The sequence below is a fragment of the Allobosea sp. P2_B12 genome, assembly GCF_056404835.1.
Genome location: NZ_JBFUDG010000006.1, coordinates 310,529 through 329,411 on the forward strand (window position 1 = coordinate 310,529; position 18,883 = coordinate 329,411).

Annotated in this window: 19 protein-coding genes; 6 read left to right on the top strand and 13 right to left on the bottom strand. The window is 65.8% G+C overall.

Features of this window, described 5'->3' with window-relative positions; translation table 11 throughout:
- The 6 genes from cysW to AC1DYU_RS16980 all read right to left on the bottom strand — a co-directional run bounded on the left by cysW (position 1) and on the right by AC1DYU_RS16980 (position 6,313).
- Positions 1–906: a sulfate ABC transporter permease subunit CysW gene (gene cysW, locus AC1DYU_RS16955; RefSeq protein WP_476792643.1), complete on the bottom strand. Its 906-nt coding sequence runs from the start codon at positions 904–906 to the stop codon at positions 1–3.
- Positions 899–1,750 (bottom strand): sulfate ABC transporter permease subunit CysT, encoded by an 852-nt coding sequence (gene cysT, locus AC1DYU_RS16960; protein ID WP_476792644.1) that lies wholly within the window; start codon positions 1,748–1,750, stop codon positions 899–901. Before cysT ends, cysW begins: the two co-directional genes overlap by 8 nt.
- Before the next feature lie 3 nt (positions 1,751–1,753).
- Positions 1,754–2,791, bottom strand: coding sequence for a sulfate ABC transporter substrate-binding protein (locus AC1DYU_RS16965; RefSeq protein WP_476792645.1), 1,038 nt, complete (start codon positions 2,789–2,791; stop codon positions 1,754–1,756).
- 215 nt (positions 2,792–3,006) lie between these two features.
- A complete protein-coding gene (locus tag AC1DYU_RS16970) occupies positions 3,007–4,662 on the bottom strand; it encodes a sulfate adenylyltransferase subunit 1 (RefSeq protein ID WP_476792646.1) in 1,656 nt (551 codons plus the stop codon).
- Positions 4,662–5,564 (bottom strand): sulfate adenylyltransferase subunit CysD, encoded by a 903-nt coding sequence (cysD, locus tag AC1DYU_RS16975; protein ID WP_476792647.1) that lies wholly within the window; start codon positions 5,562–5,564, stop codon positions 4,662–4,664. The genes AC1DYU_RS16970 and cysD overlap by 1 nt, the downstream gene beginning before the upstream one ends.
- Complete coding sequence (locus AC1DYU_RS16980; RefSeq protein ID WP_476792648.1) at positions 5,561–6,313, bottom strand: phosphoadenylyl-sulfate reductase; 753 nt, start codon at positions 6,311–6,313, stop codon at positions 5,561–5,563. Before AC1DYU_RS16980 ends, cysD begins: the two co-directional genes overlap by 4 nt.
- Before the next feature lie 77 nt (positions 6,314–6,390).
- On the opposite strand from AC1DYU_RS16980, the gene AC1DYU_RS16985 reads away from it, so the two are divergent.
- Positions 6,391–6,561 (top strand): hypothetical protein, encoded by a 171-nt coding sequence (locus tag AC1DYU_RS16985; protein WP_476792649.1) that lies wholly within the window; start codon positions 6,391–6,393, stop codon positions 6,559–6,561.
- 42 nt (positions 6,562–6,603) lie between these two features.
- Here AC1DYU_RS16985 and AC1DYU_RS16990 read toward each other — a convergent pair whose 3' ends face one another.
- Genes AC1DYU_RS16990 through AC1DYU_RS17000 form a run of 3 tightly spaced genes read right to left on the bottom strand, consistent with a single transcriptional unit; the run spans position 6,604 to position 9,595 of the window.
- Complete coding sequence (locus AC1DYU_RS16990; RefSeq protein ID WP_476792650.1) at positions 6,604–8,109, bottom strand: tripartite tricarboxylate transporter permease; 1,506 nt, start codon at positions 8,107–8,109, stop codon at positions 6,604–6,606.
- 12 nt (positions 8,110–8,121) lie between these two features.
- Positions 8,122–8,586, bottom strand: coding sequence for a tripartite tricarboxylate transporter TctB family protein (locus tag AC1DYU_RS16995; protein WP_476792651.1), 465 nt, complete (start codon positions 8,584–8,586; stop codon positions 8,122–8,124).
- A 13-nt stretch (positions 8,587–8,599) separates the two neighbouring features.
- The gene (locus tag AC1DYU_RS17000) at positions 8,600–9,595 is read right to left on the bottom strand and encodes a Bug family tripartite tricarboxylate transporter substrate binding protein (protein ID WP_476792652.1); all 996 of its coding nucleotides are present in this window, start codon (positions 9,593–9,595) and stop codon (positions 8,600–8,602) included.
- A gap of 235 nt (positions 9,596–9,830) precedes the next feature.
- Between AC1DYU_RS17000 and AC1DYU_RS17005 the strand changes: the two genes are divergently transcribed.
- The 4 genes from AC1DYU_RS17005 (at position 9,831) to AC1DYU_RS17020 (ending at position 14,155) form a co-directional block, all read left to right on the top strand.
- A complete protein-coding gene (locus AC1DYU_RS17005) occupies positions 9,831–10,823 on the top strand; it encodes a Bug family tripartite tricarboxylate transporter substrate binding protein (RefSeq protein ID WP_476792653.1) in 993 nt (330 codons plus the stop codon).
- Between the two features lie 83 nt (positions 10,824–10,906).
- Positions 10,907–11,845 carry a LysR family transcriptional regulator gene (locus AC1DYU_RS17010; protein ID WP_476792654.1) on the top strand — a complete coding sequence of 313 codons (939 nt, stop codon included), beginning with the start codon at positions 10,907–10,909 and terminating at the stop codon, positions 11,843–11,845.
- A gap of 62 nt (positions 11,846–11,907) precedes the next feature.
- Positions 11,908–12,858, top strand: a complete 951-nt coding sequence (kdgD, locus tag AC1DYU_RS17015; protein ID WP_476792655.1) for a 5-dehydro-4-deoxyglucarate dehydratase — start codon at positions 11,908–11,910, stop codon at positions 12,856–12,858.
- A gap of 211 nt (positions 12,859–13,069) precedes the next feature.
- Positions 13,070–14,155, top strand: a complete 1,086-nt coding sequence (locus AC1DYU_RS17020) for a lactonase family protein (RefSeq protein WP_476792656.1) — start codon at positions 13,070–13,072, stop codon at positions 14,153–14,155.
- A 214-nt stretch (positions 14,156–14,369) separates the two neighbouring features.
- On the opposite strand, the gene AC1DYU_RS17025 is transcribed toward AC1DYU_RS17020, so the two are convergent.
- The 4 genes from AC1DYU_RS17025 to AC1DYU_RS17040 form a co-directional block, all read right to left on the bottom strand.
- Positions 14,370–15,671, bottom strand: coding sequence for an NAD(P)/FAD-dependent oxidoreductase (locus AC1DYU_RS17025; protein WP_476792657.1), 1,302 nt, complete (start codon positions 15,669–15,671; stop codon positions 14,370–14,372).
- A 39-nt stretch (positions 15,672–15,710) separates the two neighbouring features.
- A complete protein-coding gene (locus AC1DYU_RS17030; protein WP_158487230.1) occupies positions 15,711–16,442 on the bottom strand; it encodes an amino acid ABC transporter ATP-binding protein in 732 nt (243 codons plus the stop codon).
- 20 nt (positions 16,443–16,462) lie between these two features.
- Positions 16,463–17,125: an amino acid ABC transporter permease gene (locus tag AC1DYU_RS17035; protein WP_476792658.1), complete on the bottom strand. Its 663-nt coding sequence runs from the start codon at positions 17,123–17,125 to the stop codon at positions 16,463–16,465.
- Between the two features lie 184 nt (positions 17,126–17,309).
- Positions 17,310–18,065: an ABC transporter substrate-binding protein gene (locus tag AC1DYU_RS17040; protein WP_476792659.1), complete on the bottom strand. Its 756-nt coding sequence runs from the start codon at positions 18,063–18,065 to the stop codon at positions 17,310–17,312.
- A gap of 136 nt (positions 18,066–18,201) precedes the next feature.
- Here AC1DYU_RS17040 and AC1DYU_RS17045 point away from each other — a divergent pair, with 136 nt between their 5' ends.
- A complete protein-coding gene (locus tag AC1DYU_RS17045; RefSeq protein WP_158487166.1) occupies positions 18,202–18,789 on the top strand; it encodes an XRE family transcriptional regulator in 588 nt (195 codons plus the stop codon).
- Positions 18,790–18,883 lie beyond the last annotated feature (94 nt).

An 18,883-nucleotide genomic window follows, 5' to 3' on the forward strand; every position in this document is an offset into this window, starting at 1 on the left:
TCAGTGGCGGCGCGCGGCAGCGATCGCATCGCCATAGCGCCATTCCAGAAGGGATTTGAGGGCGAGCGTCACCAGCGCGAGTCCCGCCAGCAAAGAGGCGACAGCGAAGGCCGCGGCGCCCATGTACTCGTTGTAGAGAATCTCGACATGCAGCGGCATGGTGTTGGTCAGGCCCCGGATCTTGCCGGAGACGACCGCGACGGCGCCGAATTCGCCCATCGCCCGGGCGTTGCAGAGCAGGATGCCGTAGAACAGGCTCCATTTCACGTTCGGCAGCGTGATCGAGAAGAAGACGCGCCAAGGCGAGGCGCCGAGCGTCAGCGCCGCCTCCTCATCGGCCGAGCCCAGCGCCTGCATATGCGGAATGAGTTCGCGGGCCACGAAGGGAAAGGTGACGAAAACGGTGGCGAGGACGAGCCCCGGCAGCGCGAAGATGACCTCGATGCCGTTGGCCTTGAGGAACGGGCCGAGATAGCCCTGCGCTCCGAAGAGCAGCACATAGACCAGTCCCGAGATTACCGGTGACACCGAAAAGGGCAGATCGATCAGGCTGATCAGCAGGTTCTTGCCGGTGAACTCGAACTTGGCGATTGCCCAGGCAGCCGCGATGCCGACCACGACGTTGAACGGCACGGCGATGGCTGCGACCAGCAGCGTCAGGCGGATCGCGGCGACCGCGTCCGGCTCGGTGATGGCCTCGCGATAGGCGGCCCAGCCGCGCGCCCCGGCCTCGACGAAGACGGAGATCAGCGGCAGCAGCAGGAAGAGCAGCAGGAAGGCGAGCGAGACCGTGATCAGCAGAAGCTGAACGACGGGTCCCTCGGCACCGGTGCGGCGGGCTGTGCGCGGCCGCGCCGCCGGTGCGGCCAGGTTGGTGGCGCGATCGGGCAGGGTGGCTTCAGACATCGCCGAGCTTCCGTCGCGTGCGCGCCTGGATCAGGTTCACCAGCAGGATGAGTGCAAACGAAATCAGCAGCATCATCGTCGCGATGACGGCTGCGCCGGCATAGTCGAACTGCTCGAGCTTGATCACGATCAGGAGCGGCGCGATCTCCGAGACCATGGGCACATTGCCGGCGATGAAGATCACCGAGCCGTACTCGCCGACGGCCCGCGCGAAGGCGAGCACGAAACCGGTCAGCAGCGCCGGCATCACCGGCGGCAGCACCACCTTGAAGATCGTGCGCAGGCGGCTGGCGCCGAGCAGGGCTGCCGCCTCCTCGATGTCGCCCTGCGATTCCTCGAGAACCGGCTGTACCATCCGCACGACGAAGGGCAGGCCGATGAAGATCAGCGCCACCATCACGCCGAGCGGCGTATAGGCGATCTTGATCCCGTATGGTGCGAGGAGGCTGCCGACCCAGCCATTGGGGGCATAGATCGCAGCCAGCGCGATGCCGGCCACGGCCGTCGGCAGCGCGAAAGGCAGATCGACCGCGGCATCGACCAGACGCCGGCCTGGGAACTCATAGCGCACCAGGACCCAGGCCAGGATCAGGCCGAACACGGCGTTCACCGATGCGGCGAAGAGCGCGCCGAGGAAGGAGAGGCGCAGCGCCGCCAGGGTGCGCGACGAGGTCGCGATGGCCCAGATCTCGGCGGGGCCGGCGCTCGCGGCCTTGATGAACAGGGCTGCGAGCGGAATCAGGACGACCAGCGACAGCGCGGTCAGCGTGATGCCGAGCGACAGGCCGAGACCCGGCAGGACGCTCGGCTGCCGCCAGCTAGATGAGGCCGCGCTGGCTGCCATCGCTCAGCGTGCCGGCTTGTAGAGTTGGTCGAAGGTGCCGCCATCGCCGAAATGCGTCGGCTGTGCCTTGGCCCAGCCGCCGAAGACGGCGTCGATGGTGACGAGGTCGACCTTGGGGAAGTTGGCGATGTCCTTCGGATCGGCGGCTTCCGGATTGCGCGGACGATAGAAGTTCTTGGCGATGATCGCCTGGCCCTTGGGCGAGTACAGGAATTCGAGATAGGCCTGCGCCTCGGACCGCGTGCCCTTGGCATCGACATTGCCGTCGACGATCGTGACCGGCGGTTCGGCCAGGATCGAGAGGCTCGGCACCACGATGTCGAACTTGTCCTCGCCGAACTCCTTCAGCGCCAGGAAGGCCTCGTTCTCCCAGGACAGGAAGACGTCGCCGATGCCGCGCTGGGTGAAGGTCGTCGTGGCGCCGCGCGCGCCGGTGTCGAGCACCGGGACGTTGGCCAGCAGCTTGCCGATATAGTCGCGGACCTTGGCGTCGTCCTTGTTGAAGGCCTTTTCGGCATAGGCCCAGGCGGCGAGGTAGTTCCAGCGCGCCCCGCCGGATGTCTTTGGGTTCGGTGTGATGATCTGCACGCCGGGCTTGACCAGATCGCCCCAATCCTTGATCGCCTTGGGGTTGCCCTTGCGGACGAGGAACACGATCGTCGAGGTATAGGGCGAGGAGTTCTGCGGCAGGCGCTTCTGCCAGTCGAGCGGCAGCTTCTTCGAGCGCTCGGCGACGGCATCGATGTCGCCCGCGAGCGCCAGCGTCAGCACGTCGGCGTTGAGCCCATCGATGACGGTGCGCGCCTGCGCGCCGGAGCCGCCATGGGACTGGCGGATCGTCGTGATCTTTTTCGCGTTCTTGGCGTTCCATTCCGCGATGAAGGCGGCATTGATCTCGCGATAGAGCTCGCGGGTCGGATCATAGGAGACGTTGAGCAGTTCGGTCTGCGCGCGCGCGCCGGCGACGACGCCGAAGCACACCGAGAACGCTCCTAGGATGAGGCCGGCCTGGACCAGTCGTCGAATGGTGGGGCGAGTCATCATGCTCTCCGTTGTGACCAACAGCCCGGCAGGATCATCGGGCGTTCTTTTTACAGAACAAATCGTATGCTGTGGCAACGCGGCGGACAACAGTTTGAGGCAGCACTGTGTTTCAAACTTGGCCGGTTCCGGAGAAGGCCCTGCTGCTGCTTGGCTCGGTTTCGAAAAGCTTGTCTTTTCCCGTCAATCCGACCGATTCCGGTTGTCGCGGACCATCAAATTCCGTCACCCAGAACATTTTCCGAAGCCAGTTGGTTCCGGCTTTGGCGCCGGCGCCACAATCTGCGGGCCCCGGCCCATGCCCCGCCCAGAACCAGCGGGCGAAGCAGCAGATCGGCTGCCACGACAAGCAGCGCCCAGGACAGGCTTCCGGTCAAGCCATAAACGAGCCCTGCCGGGATCAGGCTGGCGAGCAGGTTGCCAAGGAGAAGGCCCGCGACCTCGCTCCGCGCCAGCGATCCGGCGGGTCCGATGCGGCGGCGCAGGCCAGCCATCAGGACGGCGACCGTGCCGGCCGTGCTGCTGGTCGTGACGGCCGGCGGCGGGGCGTCCTCGTCGACGAAACCGAACGCAACCGTCTCATGGCTGATGCGGTCGATCAGGATGAAGCCGCCCAGTTCCGTACTGGCCGCGAAGGGCAGGGTGCCGATTGCCTTGTCGAGCTCGAGCGTCACCGCGCCGATATCGTTCGTCGCCAGACTCGTTGCCGCAATCTCCGCGAAGGTCGTGACGTCGACGCTGTGATGCAGGGTCGTGACGACGGCGTTGACCTGGCTGCTGGCAAGCTTCAGGCCGTAGCGGTCGCCCAGTGCGAGCGGCGTCTCGCCGGTCCAGAGCAGCCGCGCGCGCAGGCTGCGCCGCAGATTCGGGCGCTGTGCCGCGCTGACGATCAGGTCGCCGCGCGAGATGTCGATCTTGTCGGTCAGCGTGACGGTCAGGGCCTGGCCGACGGCGGCGTGGCTGGTGTCTCCGGCTGGCGTCAGGATGCGCTCGACGCGGCTGGTTTTGCCGGAGGGAAGGACGGCAACCTCGTCGCCCGTCCTGAGATGCCCCAGCGCCAGATTGCCGGAATAGCCGCGAAAGCCGGAATCGGGCCGGTTGACCCATTGCACCGGCAGCACCGTACCCTGATGGAGATCGGGCCCGGCCTCGATCGAAACCGTTTCGAGATGGGCCAGCAGGGGCTCGCCCCGATACCATTCCATCGCATCCGAGGGACTGGTGACATTGTCGCCATCGCGGGCCGAGATCGGGATGAAGCTGATTTGCGTGAAGCCGAGATTGGCCGAGGCGCGCCGGTAATCGGCGCAGATCCTGTCGAAGACCGCACGGTCGTAGCCGACCAGATCCATCTTGTTGACCGCCACGACGACATGGCGGACGCCGACCAGCGAGACGATGAAGGAATGCCGTAGCGTCTGCGTCAGCAGGCCCAGCCGCGCATCGATCAGGATGACGGCGAGATCGGCCGTCGAGGCGCCGGTCGCCATGTTGCGGGTGTACTGCTCATGGCCGGGCGTGTCGGCGACGATGAAGGCACGTTGCGGCGTCGAGAAATAGCGATAGGCGACGTCGATGGTGATGCCCTGTTCGCGTTCGGCCGAGAGCCCGTCGACGAGCAGGGCGTAGTCGACCTTGGTGCCTTGCGTGCCGAATTTGCGGGAATCGCGCTGCAGCGCCCCGAGCTGGTCGTCGAAGACGGCGCCGGTCTCGAACAGGATGCGGCCGATCAGCGTCGACTTGCCGTCGTCGACCGAGCCGCAGGTGATGAAACGCAGCAGGGAACGCGCATGCAGGCCGTCGTCATTGGCCGGGCCGTCTCCCGGCAGCGCCGTCTCGCTGGCGCGCTGCCGGACGTTGAGGGCAGTCATCAGAAATAGCCTTCCTGCTTCTTCTGCTCCATCGAGCCGGTGCCGTCATGGTCGATGATCCGGCCCTGGCGCTCCGAACTCTGGGAGGCTCGCATTTCGGCGATGATGTCGGTGAGGTTGGTCGCGTCGCTCTCGATCGCGCCGGTCAGCGGATAGCAGCCGAGCGTGCGGAAGCGCACCATGCGGGTCTCGACGACCTCGCCCGGCAGCAGCGGCAGGCGCTCGTCGTCGCGCATGATCAGTGCGTCGCCACGGCGCAGGACAGGACGGGGCGCGGCGAAATAGAGCGGCACGACCGGGATGCTTTCGAGCGCGATGTAGTCCCAGACGTCGCGCTCGGTCCAGTTCGAGAGCGGGAAGACGCGGAAGCTCTCGCCCTGCTTCTTGGCGGTGTTGAACAGCGACCAGGGTTCGGGGCGCTGGTTCTTCGGGTCCCAGCGGTGATCGGCGCTGCGCAGCGAGAAGACGCGCTCCTTGGCGCGGCTCTTCTCCTCGTCGCGCCTGGCGCCCCCGAAAGCGGCGTCGAAACCGTATGTGTCCAGGGCCTGCTTCAGCCCTTGCGTCTTCATCACATCGGTATGGATGCGCGATCCCGATGTGACTGGATTGATCCCGGCCTTCACCCCGTCCTGGTTGATGTGGACGATGAGCTCCAGCCCGAGCCGGCGCGCGGTCTCGTCGCGAAACGCGATCATCTCGCGGAATTTCCAGGTCGTATCGACATGGAGCAGCGGGAAGGGCGGCTTGCCGGGGCTGAATGCCTTCATCGCCAGATGCAGCAGAACAGCCGAGTCCTTGCCGATCGAATACAGCAGCACCGGATTATCGCAGGTCGCCGCGACCTCGCGCAGGATGAAGATCGCCTCGGCTTCGAGCTTCTGGAGATGGCTGAGCGCGATCATGGCGAGACCTCCGCAGCAGCCGCGCGGACGAGCCGCCCGTCGCTCCCGACATGCAGGCCGCATTCCTTTGCCGCGTCCTGTTCCCACCACCAGCGGCCGGCACGCTCCGGCTCGCCGGGCGCGATCGCCCGCGTGCAGGGCGCGCAGCCGATCGAGACGAAACCGCGCTCGTGCAGCGGGTTCAGGGGAACGTCGTGGCGGCGCGCGAAATCGAGCGCCTGGTCGCGGGACCAGTCATGCAGCGGGCTGATCTTGAGAAGCCCGCGCTCGGCATCCTGCTGCATGAAGGAGGTCTCGGCGCGGGCCTGCGACTGGTCGGCCCGCAGGCCGGTGATCCAGCCCGAGGCGCCGCGCAGGGCGCGATCGAGCGGCGCGAGCTTGCGCACCGCGCAGCAGCGCTTGCGGGCGTCGGTCGAATTGCGGAAGCCGTTGATGCCCTGCTCGAGCACCAGCTGCTCGATCTCGCCAGCCTCGGGAGCATAGCCGGCAATGGCGATGCCGTAGCGCTCTTCCGTGAGAGCCCACAGATCATAGACCTCGGGAAAGAGCCGGCCGGTATCGAGCGTCGCGAACAGGATCTCCCGCGCCAGGCCCAACCGCGCGATGACATGCGTCAGCACCTGATCCTCCAGCCCGAGGCTGGTGGTGAACACGATGCTGCCGCCACACGCCGCACGCGCCGCGATCAGGCGCGTCTCGACGTCCTGCTCATGCTGTCGATTGGCATCGGAGCCGTGCCGTGCGGCCATCGGACTTGCTCTCAACATGGACCGACTGCGAGAGGAAACCCGGATTCCATCAAAACCCGCGAGCACGGACGTTGGCCATGGCTGACGTGGCCATCGCCGCAATCGATGCGGTCTACCGGACGCTCATTCAGGTCGTTCTTTTAAAGGGACGTATCGTTCTTCTAACTGTTCCGGACGCCCTTTCCGGTCAAGAGAGTGACTTTTCAAAGATCAGCGCCGGCGGAGTGAAATTCTCTCCGGCCGGATGAGGGCCTCCCATGGCGGCCGGCAGGAAGGCCGCGTTCAGCCGGTCAGTTCGACTCGGCGAGTGCGGCTTTGCGGTTGCGCAGGATCGTCGGCGACAGCATGGCCAAAAAGAGCAACGCCACGACTCCCAGCAACACGGCGCTGATCGGGCGTGACAGGAAGACCAGGAAATCGCCATCCGACAGCAGCATCGCGCGGCGGAAATTCTCTTCGAGCTGCGGGCCGAGCACCAGCCCCAGCAGCAGCGGCGCCGGCTCGACGCCGATCTTGATAAAGAAGTAGCCGATGGCCGCGCAGCCCATCATCAGCCAGACATTGAACAGGCTGTTGGCGATGCCATAGGTGCCGATGCAGCAGAACAGCACGATCGCCGGGAAGAGCAGGCGATAGGGGATCTTCAGCATCGAGACCCAGAGCCCTATCAGCGGCAGGTTGATCACCAGCAGCATGAGGTTGCCGACCCACATCGAGGCGATCACGCCCCAGACGAGCTTCGGCTGTTCGGTCATGATCTGCGGACCGGGCTGGATGCCCTGCATCATCAGCGCGCCGATCATCAGCGCCATCAGCGCGTTGGCGGGGATGCCGAGCGTCAGCAGCGGGATGAAGCTCGTTTGCGCGCCGGCATTGTTGGCGGCCTCGGGACCGGCGACGCCCTCGATCGCGCCCTTGCCGAAGCGGGAGGGGTCCTTCGCCAGCTTCTTCTCCAGCGCATAGGAGGAGAAGGGCGGCAGCGCCGCGCCACCGCCCGGCAGCACGCCGAGCACGGAACCCAGCATCGTGCCGCGCACCATCGCAGGGAAGGCAGCGCGCAGATCGGCACGGCTCGGGATCAGGTCGCGCACGGACTGGCTGACCACACGCCGCTCTGCCGGCCGCTCAAGATTGGCGATGATTTCGCCGAGCCCGAACAGGCCCATCGCGACAGGGACGAAGTCGAGCCCGTCCGAGAGCTCAGCGACGCCAAACGTCATGCGCGCGGCGCCAGACGAGACATCGATGCCGATCAGGCCCAGCAGCAGGCCCAGCAGCACCATCGCCAGCGACTTGGCGACCGAGCCATGCGCCAGCACGACGGCGGCGATCAGGCCGAGCACGAGCAGGCTGAAATACTCCACCGCCGTGAACTTCAGCGCCAGCACCGAGAGCGGCACGCTCAGCACTGCAATGACGACGGTCGCCATCGTGCCGGCGAAGAAGGAGGCCAGCGCTGCGATCGCCAGTGCCGTCCCGGCCTTGCCCTGCTTGGCCATTTCGTGGCCGTCGATGCAGGTCACAACCGACGATGTCTCGCCGGGCACATTGACGAGGATGGCCGTGGTCGAGCCGCCATATTGCGCGCCGTAGAAGATGCCGGCGAGCATGATCATGGCACCCGGCGGCGAGAGCCCGAAGGTGAAGGGCAGCAGCAGCGCCACCGTCGGGATCGGCCCGATACCGGGCAGCACGCCGATGGCGGTGCCGATCAGCACGCCGATCAGGCACAGGCCGAGATTGTTGAGCTCGAGGGCGGTCGAGAGCCCCAGCAGCAGATTGTCGAACAAGTCCATGGCGGACAGCTTTCAGCGCGGCCAGACAGGCACCGGCAGCGCCAGAACCTTGATGAAGAGAAGGACGGCCGCGGCCGAGAGCAGCAGCGCGAAGGGCACCGTCTCGCGAAGCCGTCCCTCGCGGGTGGCAAAGCTCGCAAGGACGACGGTGACGACCGAGGCGATGGCGAGCCCCAGACGGTCCGCAGTCAATGCGAAGATGCCGACCGCGGCGAGCACCGCCAGCAGCGGTCGTGGTTGCACCGGCTCGATCGCCTGCGCGGCTTCCGCCAGGCCGGCCCGCCTGGCACCCCGCACGCAGAAGAACAGGCCGAAGGCGAGCAGTCCGAGCGAGACGGCGCGGGGCATGTAGCCCGCGCCCATATCGGCGGCGCTGCCGACATTGAGCTTGTGGGTCGCAATCAGCGCGCCCGCCGCCACAGCGACGAGGAAGAGGCCGAAGAGCAGGTCCCGCCAATCGATCCCGGAGCGGGTCACGGGGCTTTGCACCCTAGCTGCCCTTGATGCCGGCTTCGCGGATGATGCCGCCCCAGCGCGTGGTGGCGTCCTTGAGCCAGGTCGAGAACTCGGCCGGCGAGCCGGCTTTCACCACGCCGCCCTGCTCGGCGATCTTGGCCTTCATCTCCGGATCCTGCAGGATCTTGCCGACCTCGGCGTTGAGGCGGGCGATCATGGCGGGCGGCGTGCCGGCGCGGGTCAGGATGCCCTGCCAGGTGCCGGCGTCGCCACCGGGCAGGCCGGCTTCCTTGAAGGTCGGCAGGCCCGCGATGCGCTCCTCGCCGGTGACGGCCAGGCCGACGAGCTGCTTGTTGGAGACGAAGGGCAGCGTCGCGGTCGAGCCGTTGATGATGACCCCGCTCTCACCCGAGACGACGGCCCGCGAGGCGGCCGCGCCGCCCTTATAGGGCACGTTCTTCCAGGTGATGCCGAGTTCCTTGGCCATCTGCACGGCGGTGATGTGGTTGGCCGCGCCGACGCCGGAATTGGCGATTGCGAGCTTGTTCGGGTTGGCCTTGGCGTAGGCGATCAGCTCCTGGGCCGTCTTGGCCGGGACGGATTCATGTACGGCCAGCACATAGGGGCCAAACATCACCATCGAGACCGGCGCCAGATCCTTCACGGGATCATAGGTCAGGTCGGAGAAAAGGCTGGGCGCCGTCGCCAGCGAGCCGACATCCATCAGCAGCAGCGTATGGCCGTCGGGCGGCGCCTTGGCGACGGCGTCGGCGCCGAGATTGCCGGCGGCGCCGGGCTTGTTCTCGATCACGACGGGCTGGCCGATCGCGGCCGACAGCTTGGGGCCGATCAGGCGGGCGAGGATGTCCGAAGTGCCCCCCGGCGCGAAGGGTATGACGAGCCGGACGGGCCGCTCGAAAGTCTGGGCGGCGGCGGGCGGGGCGGCGAGCGCGACGCCTGCCAGCGCCGCGACGGCGAGGCCTTTCAGGAGCGTCGCGGAAAGTCGGATCGGGAATTTGGTTGGGGTCATGATGTCCTCCTGTGGGGCGCGGACCAGCCGGTGAGCCGAGGTCGCAGGCAGTCTTGGAAGCTGCTTTGTCCCCCGCAGGATAGGTCAGGCACGATGCGCTGGTGAGTTAGAAAGGCAATGGAACGATATCTTTTTTGGATCGCACGATAGCGCTTGGGACCTTGCCCGAGCGTCACCGCCGCCTAATCTAGGCGGACAGACGGCATAAGCCGCGACTGCTCCTGGGAGGGAAACGATGAGCCGATCGATCACGCGCCGTGCGGCGCTCAGTCTTGCCGGCGGCGCGCTTGCCGCGCCTCTGGTTTCGCGCAGCGGCTTCGGCCAGGCCTACCCGGCCAAGCCCGTCACGGTGATCGTGCCCTTCGGTGCGGGTGGCACCACCGATCTTGTCGGCCGCATCATCTGCGAGAAGCTGACCCAGCGGATGGGGAAGTCCTTTATCATCGAGAATCGGGCCGGGGCCGGTGGCAACACCGGTGTCGCCGCGCTCTCCCACGCCACGCCCGATGGCTACACCATCGGCATGACGACGCCCTCGACGCACGGAATCAATCCCAACCTCTACAAGGAGAAGCTGCCCTTCAAGCCGTTCGAGGATTTCGAGTTCCTCTCGCTGGCCTCGTCGCAGCCGAATTTCCTCTGCGTGCATCCCTCGATTCCGGCGCAGAACGTCCCTGAGTTCATCGCCTATCTCAAGGCCAATCCGGGCAAGGAGAATTTCGGCTCCTCAGGCATCGGCACCTCGATCCATCTTTCAGGCGAGCTGTTCATGCAGCTCGCCGGGGTGAAGATGCAGCATGTGACCTACCGCTCGTCCGGAGCGCTGGTGCAGGATCTGATCGCGGGCAACGTCAAGGTCTCGTTCGACAACTTCACCTCGCCTTATCCGCACTACAAGGCCGGCACGCTGCGCGGACTCGCCGTCACCACGACAGAGCGGGCGAAGATCGCGCCGGAGGTGCCGACGCTCGCCGAGACGCTGCCGGGCTTCGACATCAGCTCCTGGAACGGCTTCATTGCGCCCAAGGGCACGCCCAAGGAGATCTGCGACAGGCTGGTCGGCGAGATGCAGGCCGTGCTGAAGGACCCGACGGTGGTCTCGCGCTTCGAGGAGCTGGGCGCGGCGGCGACGCCCTCCACCGCTGCGCAGGCGAAGGACAAGGCGCAAAGCGAGATCGCCAAGTTCAAGAGCATCATCGACAAGGCCGGTATCACCATCCAGAACTGACGCCGCGTCTCGGGTGCGCCGGGCCAAGACCATACCCGAGACGACCATACCCGAGACAAAGACGGCATGAGGGAAGGCTGGGGATGTTCGAACTGAGCCAGCTGCGCTGCTTCGTCGCCGTTGCGGAGGAACTGCATTTCGGCCGGGCGGCGGTGCGTCTCAACATGACGCAGCCGCCGCTCAGCCGGCAGATCCAGATTCTCGAGCGTGTCCTCGACGTCGTGCTGCTGGAGCGCAGCAACCGGACGGTGAAGCTCACGCCAGCGGGGCAGAGCTTCCTTGCCGAGGCGCGTCGCCTGCTCAAGCTCGCCGAGAGCGCGGCTCTGCTGGCCAAGCGCGTCGCCAACGGCAAAGCCGGCTCGATCAACATCGGCTTCACCGCGACCTCGGCCTATTCCTATGTGCCGGAACTCGTCGCCGCCTGTCGCCGCGAACTGCCCGATGTCGAGATCTCGCTCAAGGAGATGGTCAGCGGCGACCAGCTCAAGCGGCTCGATTCGGGCGAGATCGACATCGGCCTGCTACGCCCGCCGATCCCGCGCACCGGTCTCAGCGCCTTCCGCGTGACGGCCGAGCCGTTGATCGCGGCGGTGAACGCCGGCCATGCGCTGGCACGCCGCGAGACGATCGCGATCGACGACCTCGCCGCCGAGCCCTTCGTCATGTACGCGCCCTATGAGGCGCGCTATTTCCACGACCTGCTCGTCGAGCTGTTCTCACGGGCAGGCCTCGTGCCGAACTATGTCCAGCATCTCGCCCAGATTCACTCGATCCTTGCCATGGTCCATTCCGGCGTCGGCGTCGCGCTGGTGCCGCAAGCCGCGCTGAACCTGCATTTCAGCGGCGTCGCGCTTCGCCCCGTGGACCTCCCGAGGCAAAGGCCGGCGGAGCTGTTCTTCGTCAGCCGCGAGGACAACGACAATCCGCTCGTGCCGATCGTTGCGGCGCTGGCCAAGGGGCTGGCCCAGGACCTGACGAAATCGGACGCAACGATCCAATCAATGGATCGCCCGATACAGTGATTGGTCTCCACCGGTATCGTTCCTGGTCTACTGCTCAACCCAATTCAGAGAAGGAGCCGATCATGAGCAAGATGACCCCCCAGGAGATGGCACGGCATATCGGCAACGGATTGCTGTCGTTCCCGGTGACACCCTTCGCAGCCGGAAATCTCTTCGACGAGACGCGGTATCGCTCGAATCTCGACTGGCTCTGCGGTTACGACGTCGCCGGCCTCTTCGCTGCCGGCGGCACCGGCGAATTCTTCTCGCTCTCGCCCACCGAGGTTGTGAAGGTGGTCGCAACGGCAGTGGCCGAGACCAAGGGCCGCGTGCCGGTGCTCGCCGGCGTCGGCCATGGCACACAGATCGCGACCGAGCTTGCAGCCGGGGTCGAGCAGGCCGGCGCAGACGGCGTCCTGCTGCTGCCGCCCTATCTTGTCTTCTCCGAGCAGGAGGGGCTGGCCGCCCATATCGAGGCCGTCTGCAAGGCGACCAAGCTCGGCGTCATCGTCTACAACCGCGACAACGCCATCATCACCGAGGAGACGCTGGCGAAGCTCTGTGAACGCAATCCCAATCTCGTCGGCTACAAGGACGGCATCGGCGACATCGAGCTGATGACCCGCATCCATCTGCGCATGGGCGACCGCCTGACCTATATCGGCGGCCTGCCGACGGCCGAGACCTTCGCGCTGCCTTATCTCGAAATGGGCGTCACCACCTATTCCTCGGCGGTGTTCAACTTCGTTCCGCAGTTCGCGACCACATTCTACGCCGCCGTGCGCCGCCGCGACCGCGAGATGGTCCAGGCCGGCTTGCGCGATTTCATCCTGCCGCTGATCGCGATCCGCAACCGCAAGCGCGGCTATGCAGTCTCGATCATCAAGGCGGGGATGAAGGTCATCGGCCGCGATTCCGGCCCGGTGCGGACGCCCCTGACCGATCTCGGCGAGAGCGAAATCGCGGAACTCGCAGCCCTCGTCGCCAAGCTCGACAAGGGCGAGTTCGCGACCCGAGAGCGCGCTGCCGCCTGAGCCTGATCTCCGCGAGAACCTCGACGCTGTCGCACCCGCCCGGTGCGGCAGCGTTTTCGTTGAAGCCGCACGCGACAGCGATGCGTCGATTGGATCGGTCGATACGGCCTTTGAGCTGTCCGCTGCCGATGCCGATCCTCTAACCTGCCTCCTCAGCAAAAGGTCGAGCCGCCGGCAAACGGCGGCCAAAAGACCATCGGGGGAGACGACCATGACGCCTGCGAAGACCACTGGCGCGGCAGCGCTGCTTGCGGGCATGATGGCCGCCATGCCTGCCGCCGCGAAAACCATCGTCTATGTCTCGAATGCCGACAGCCGCGAGATCAGCGTGCTGGAGCTCGACGCGCAATCGAAGGAACTGAAGCCGATCGAGACGGTCGCTGTCAGCGGTAACGCGATGCCGATGGCGGTCTCGCCCGACAAGCGCCACCTCCATGTCTCGCTGCGCTCGCAGCCCTTCTCGGTCAGCTCCTTCGCGATCGACCCGAAGACCGGCCGGCTTTCGCTGCTCGCAACCGTGCCCTTGCCCGACAACATGGCCTATGTCGCGACCGACAGGTCGGGCCGCTTCCTGCTCAGCGCCTCCTATTCCGGCGACAAGATCGCGATCAATCCGATCGGGCCGGGGGGCATCGTCGGGGCCGAGCCCGTTCAGGTTGTCGCGACCCGCAAGAACGCGCATGCGATCCTGACCGACCGCGCCAACGCGCATGTTTTTGCCAGCAATCTCGGCGGCGACATCCTGCTGCAGTACAAATTCGATGCCGCGACGGGCAAGGTCACGCCCAATGACCCCGCCTTCGTCGAGACCAAAAAGGGCGCAGGCCCCCGCCATTTCGTCTTCAGCCCCGACGACAAATTCGCCTATCTCGTCAACGAGCTCGACGGCACGGTGAATTCTTACCGTTACGATGCCGGCAAGGGCACGATGACCGAAATCGGCAGCGTCAGCGTCGTGCCGGCCGGCTTCCAGGGCGGGGCGCCAGCCAGCGCCGAATTGCGGATCACGCCTGATGGCCGCTTCCTCTATGCCTCGGAGCGGACCTCGAACACGATCGCGGCGTTCCGCGTCGATGGCGCGACGGGCGCGCTGACGCCGGCGGGCAATTTCGCCACCGAAACCCAGCCGCGCGGCTTCAACATCGACCCGAGCGGACGCTTCCTGGTGGCGGCCGGGCAGAAATCCGATCACGCGACGCTCTACGCGATCGATGCCGCGAGCGGTGCATTGAAGGACCTGAAGCGCTATCCGCTCGGCAAGAACCCGAACTGGGTCGAGATCATCGACCTGCCATAGTCCGCGTGGTCGCGCTAATTTTTCGAGCACGCTGTTTTCGCGCGGAGACACCGCGTCATCCTGGACAAGCCGCGTAGCGGCGCAGATCCGGGATCCATCGTAGGGCTCCGTCGCGCTCTAGGATGGATCCCGGTCGACCTTTGGTCGCCCAGGATGACGGTGTGTTTCCGATCATAGATTGCATGGTCGAAGCTTGTATGTGCGGCCGCGAGCCTCACGCCGCCTTGCCCTTCATGCCGCCATCGGTCAGCCGGTACCAGGCGATGATCGCCGAAACGTAGAGCTCGTTGAGCGCATGCAGCGGCAGCGGCGTGATCGGCACGACCGGGAAGGGCAGGCGGCTTTTGTCGCCGCTGACGAGATACTCGGCCATCGCCTTGCCCATGGCGCTCTGCAGGCCGACGCCGCGCCCCATGCAGCCGATATCGACGAGCAGACCTGGCTCCGGCTCGTGCAGATGCGGCAGGAAATCGCGGGTCAGCGCGACGCGCCCGCACCAGCGGAAATCGAAGGGCACGCCCTTCACTTGGGGATACATCTTGCCGACGACACGCTCGAGATGGGCCCAGTCGGAGGCATCCTTCGGCTCGCGAAACGGGCCGCGCCCGCCCATCAGCAGCCGGTTCTGATGATCCTTGCGGAAATACAGCAGCAATTGCCGCGTATCGGAGGTGACCTGGCCCTCGGGCAGGATCGTACCGGCGATGTTGTCCGAGAGGGCTTCCGTCGCCAAGATGAAGGAGTTCGGACGGATCACGGTCTGGCGCAGCTTCGGGATCAGGTCGCCGGTATAGCCATTGGTCGCGACCACGACGCGCGGGGCGGAGACGCTCGCGCCCTGCGCCGTGCGGACCGTCCAATTCGTCCCATTGCGCTTCAGCGAGACGACCTTGCTCTGGCCGTGGATGGTGGCGCCCGCATCCAGCGCGGCCTTGGCCAGCCCGCGCGCATAGGCCAGCGGCTGCACGCCACCGGCGCGCCGGTCGATCCAGCCCGCGAGATAGCGATCGGTGCCGAGCAGCCTTGCGATCGCATCCTTGTCGAGGAAGGCCGCATCGATGCCGCGCGCCTGCCATTCCCCCGCGCGCCGCTTCACCGTCTCGACCATGGCCGGCGTGTGCGCGCCTTGAATCCAGCCGGCGCGCTTGTGCGGCACATCCATGCCGTGCCGCTCGATCAGGTCGAAGACGAGATCGGCCGTCGAGCCGGCGAAGCGGATCAGCGCCTCGCCGGCGGCGGGGCCGAATTTCGCGACGATTTCGCTGGGATCATATTTGATGCCGGGAATAACCTGGCCGCCATTGCGACCGGAGCCGCCCCAGCCGGGTTCATGGGCTTCAAGTACGACGACGGAAACACCGGCCTGCGCCAGATGCAGCGCCGTCGAGAGCCCGGCGAAGCCCGCGCCGATCACGCAGACATCGGCGCTGGCGTCAGTTGCCAGCGGCGGCGTCGGGGCGGCGGCAGGCGCGGTCGCATACCACAGCGACGGGTTGAGCGGGAACGGTTCGGCCATCGCGGCCTCCTCATGTGCAGCATCGGATCAATCCGATGCTTAGATCGGGCGCAGCACGCGTCGCAGGAAATCCTGGGTGCGCGGATGGCTGGGCGCGCTGAGAACCTCACGGGCCGGACCCTGCTCGACGATGACGCCGCCGTCGAGGAACAGGACGCGGTCGGCGACCTCGCGGGCAAAGCCCATCTCATGGGTGACGACGAGCATGGTCATGCCGTCATCGGCGAGGCTCTTCATCACCTGCAGCACCTCTCCGACGAGTTCGGGGTCGAGCGCCGAGGTCGGCTCGTCGAACAGGATAGCCTTGGGCTGCATGGCAAGCGCGCGTGCGATCGCGACGCGCTGCATCTGCCCGCCCGACAGCTGGCCCGGATAGGCATCGACCTTGTCGGCGAGGCCGACGCGGGCCAGCAGTTCGCGGCCGCGCGCCATCGCCTGCGCCGGGGGCTCCTTCTTCACGAAGATTGGACCCTCGACGACGTTCTCCAGCGCGGTGCGATGCGGGAACAGGTTGAAGCGCTGGAACACCATCGCCATCGCGGTGCGGATGCCGATGATCGAGGGCTTGTCGCGCTCGACACGGGCACCGTCGATGGTGATGGCGCCGCCATCATAGGATTCGAGCCCGTTGATGCAGCGCAGGATGGTCGACTTGCCCGAGCCCGACGGCCCAATCAGGCAGACCACCTCGCCCTTGTCGACATTGGCCGTGATGCCCTTGAGCACCGGGAAGGCGCCGAAGCTCTTGGTGACACCGGCAATCTCGATCATGGAGTGGCGCTCGACCTGGCTCATCGGCGTGTCCCCTTGCCGAAGCGCCGTTCGAGCCAGCTCACCAGGCCCATCAGCGGCAGGCACATCGCCAGATAGAGCAGGGCGACGAGCGAATAGACCGTCATGTTCTTGAAGGTCGAGGAGGCGATCAGCGTGCCCTGCAGCGTCAACTCTGCGACCGTGATCGTGGAAGCCTGGGAGGAATCCTTCAGCATCATCACCATGATGTTGCCATAGGGCGGCAGGACCAGCCGGATCGCCTGCGGCAGGATCACCCGGCGCATCGTCAGGCCCCAGCCCATGCCGATCGATTGCGCCGCCTCGACCTGACCATGGTCGATCGCCTCGATGCCGGCGCGGAAGTTCTCGGACTGGTAGGCCGAATAGGCGACGCCGAGCCCGATGATCGCCGCCTGCAGGGCGGTCAGCGCGATGCCGAATTCGGGCAGCACGAAGTAGATGTAGAACAGCTGCACCAGGATCGGGATGCCGCGCAGCGTGTTGACGATCACCTTGGCGATCGTCCCGAGCCAACCGATGCTCGATACCCGCATCAGTGCCCAGACGAGGCCGAGCACGGTCGACAGCGCCAGCGAGCCCAGCGCCACGATCAGCGTGAACTTCACGCCCTGCAGCAGCAGCGGCAGGAACTGCGTGGCATCCCTCAGGAAGGTCTGCATGGAACTCCGGCGGTCAAAGGGGTCTCGGAAGAGGCTTGCGAACCCCAGGCCGTCATCCGGGACAAGCCGCGAAGCGGCGCCGATCCGGAATCCATCGTGGAGTTCAGTTTCCTACGATGGATTCCGGGCCTCCGCTTCGCTCCGCCCGGAATGACGGCATGAGTGATCGATCGTCGAGGCGAGATCAGACCAGGCCCCACTTCGCCAGGATCTTGTCGACCGTGCCGTCGGCCTTGAGCTTGGCGAGACCGACGTTGATCTTCTTCAGCAATTCGCCGTCGCTCTTGCGCACGCCGATGCCGACCGAACCCGAGATGACCGGCTTGTAGGACTTGACGATGCGGACCTTCGGGAACTGCCCCTGTGAGAGGTTGTAGCCGATGATCGGCAGGTCGAAAACGGCGGCCTGAACACGGGCGGCGTTCACGTCGGCGAGGATGTCGGGCAGGGTCTTGTAGAGTTTGACCTCGGAAAACAGGCCGGATTTCTGCAGCACGTCGACATAGGCCGTGCCGATCTGCACGCCGATCGACATGCCCTTCATGTCCTCGAAGGAGACATAGTCCTTGGTGTCGGTCGCCGGGACGATCAGGCCTTCGCCATAGGTGTAGATCGGGTCGGAAAAATCGATCACCTCCTTGCGCGGAGCCGTGATGTACATCGCGGCGGCGACGATATCGACCTTGTTGCCGGTCAGGGACGGGATCAGCGTCGCGAACGGCATGCCCTCGACCTCGACCTTGAAGTCGGAGGATGCGGCGATAGCCTTGATCAAATCGACCATCACGCCTTCGATCGTGTTGGTCTTGGTGTCGAGGAAGGTGAACGGGCTGCCCGTCGGCGTCGAGCCGACCTTGAGCACGCCTTGCGCCTGGGCGGGCAGGATGCCGGCAGCCACGGCGCTGCCCGCCAGCATGGACAGAAAGGTCCGACGTTCCATCGCAATGATCCCCTGCTTATTGCGCGCGCTCTGCGCGGCCACCATGATTTTCATGAGCATGAAGATACCAGCATAGGACGATCTTGCCGGCAAGCGATTTCATGTGCATGAAATAGAAGCGACGAATGGAGCCTTCATGAGCAGCCCTGCGGCCACGACGTCCCAGCCAGAGGTCGATCGGGAGATTGGAGCGGGCCTGCGCCGTCTGCGGCGGGAGCGCAGCCTGTCGCTGGTCGATCTGGCGGCCCGTACCAACCTCTCGATCGGCTTCCTCAGCCAGATCGAACGCGGCAAGTCCTCGCCGACGCTGCGTGCGCTCGTCACCATGGCCGATGCGCTCGGTGTCGGCCTTGCCGATCTCTTTCCCCCGACCGGCGTTGCCGGCGACCAGACGGCGACGATCGTGCGCAGCGCGGCTCGCAGCGAACTCCAGCTGTGGCGCTCAGGGATTCGCAAGCAGTTGCTGACGCCGCACAGCGAGGGCTCGAAGCTCAGTCTCTATATCGTCGAGATGGAGCCGGGAGCCAGCACGGGGGACGAACTCTACACCCATGATGGTGAGGAGGCCGGGCTGGTGATGAGCGGTGCGATGGCGCTCAGCGTCGAAAGCGAAAGCTGGACCCTGCAGGAGGGCGACAGCTTCCGCTTTTTGTCCTCGCGACCGCATCGTTTCGCCAATGCGGCCGAAGGCGAGACCCGCGTGCTCTGGGTTGGCTCCCTGTAGCGATCCCGCTTCAAAAGCCGTTGCAGGGAAAGCGCCACGGCGCGCGAAACCGCTCGCGAATTCAGGGAGCCTTAACCCTGTCGCCATAGGTCTC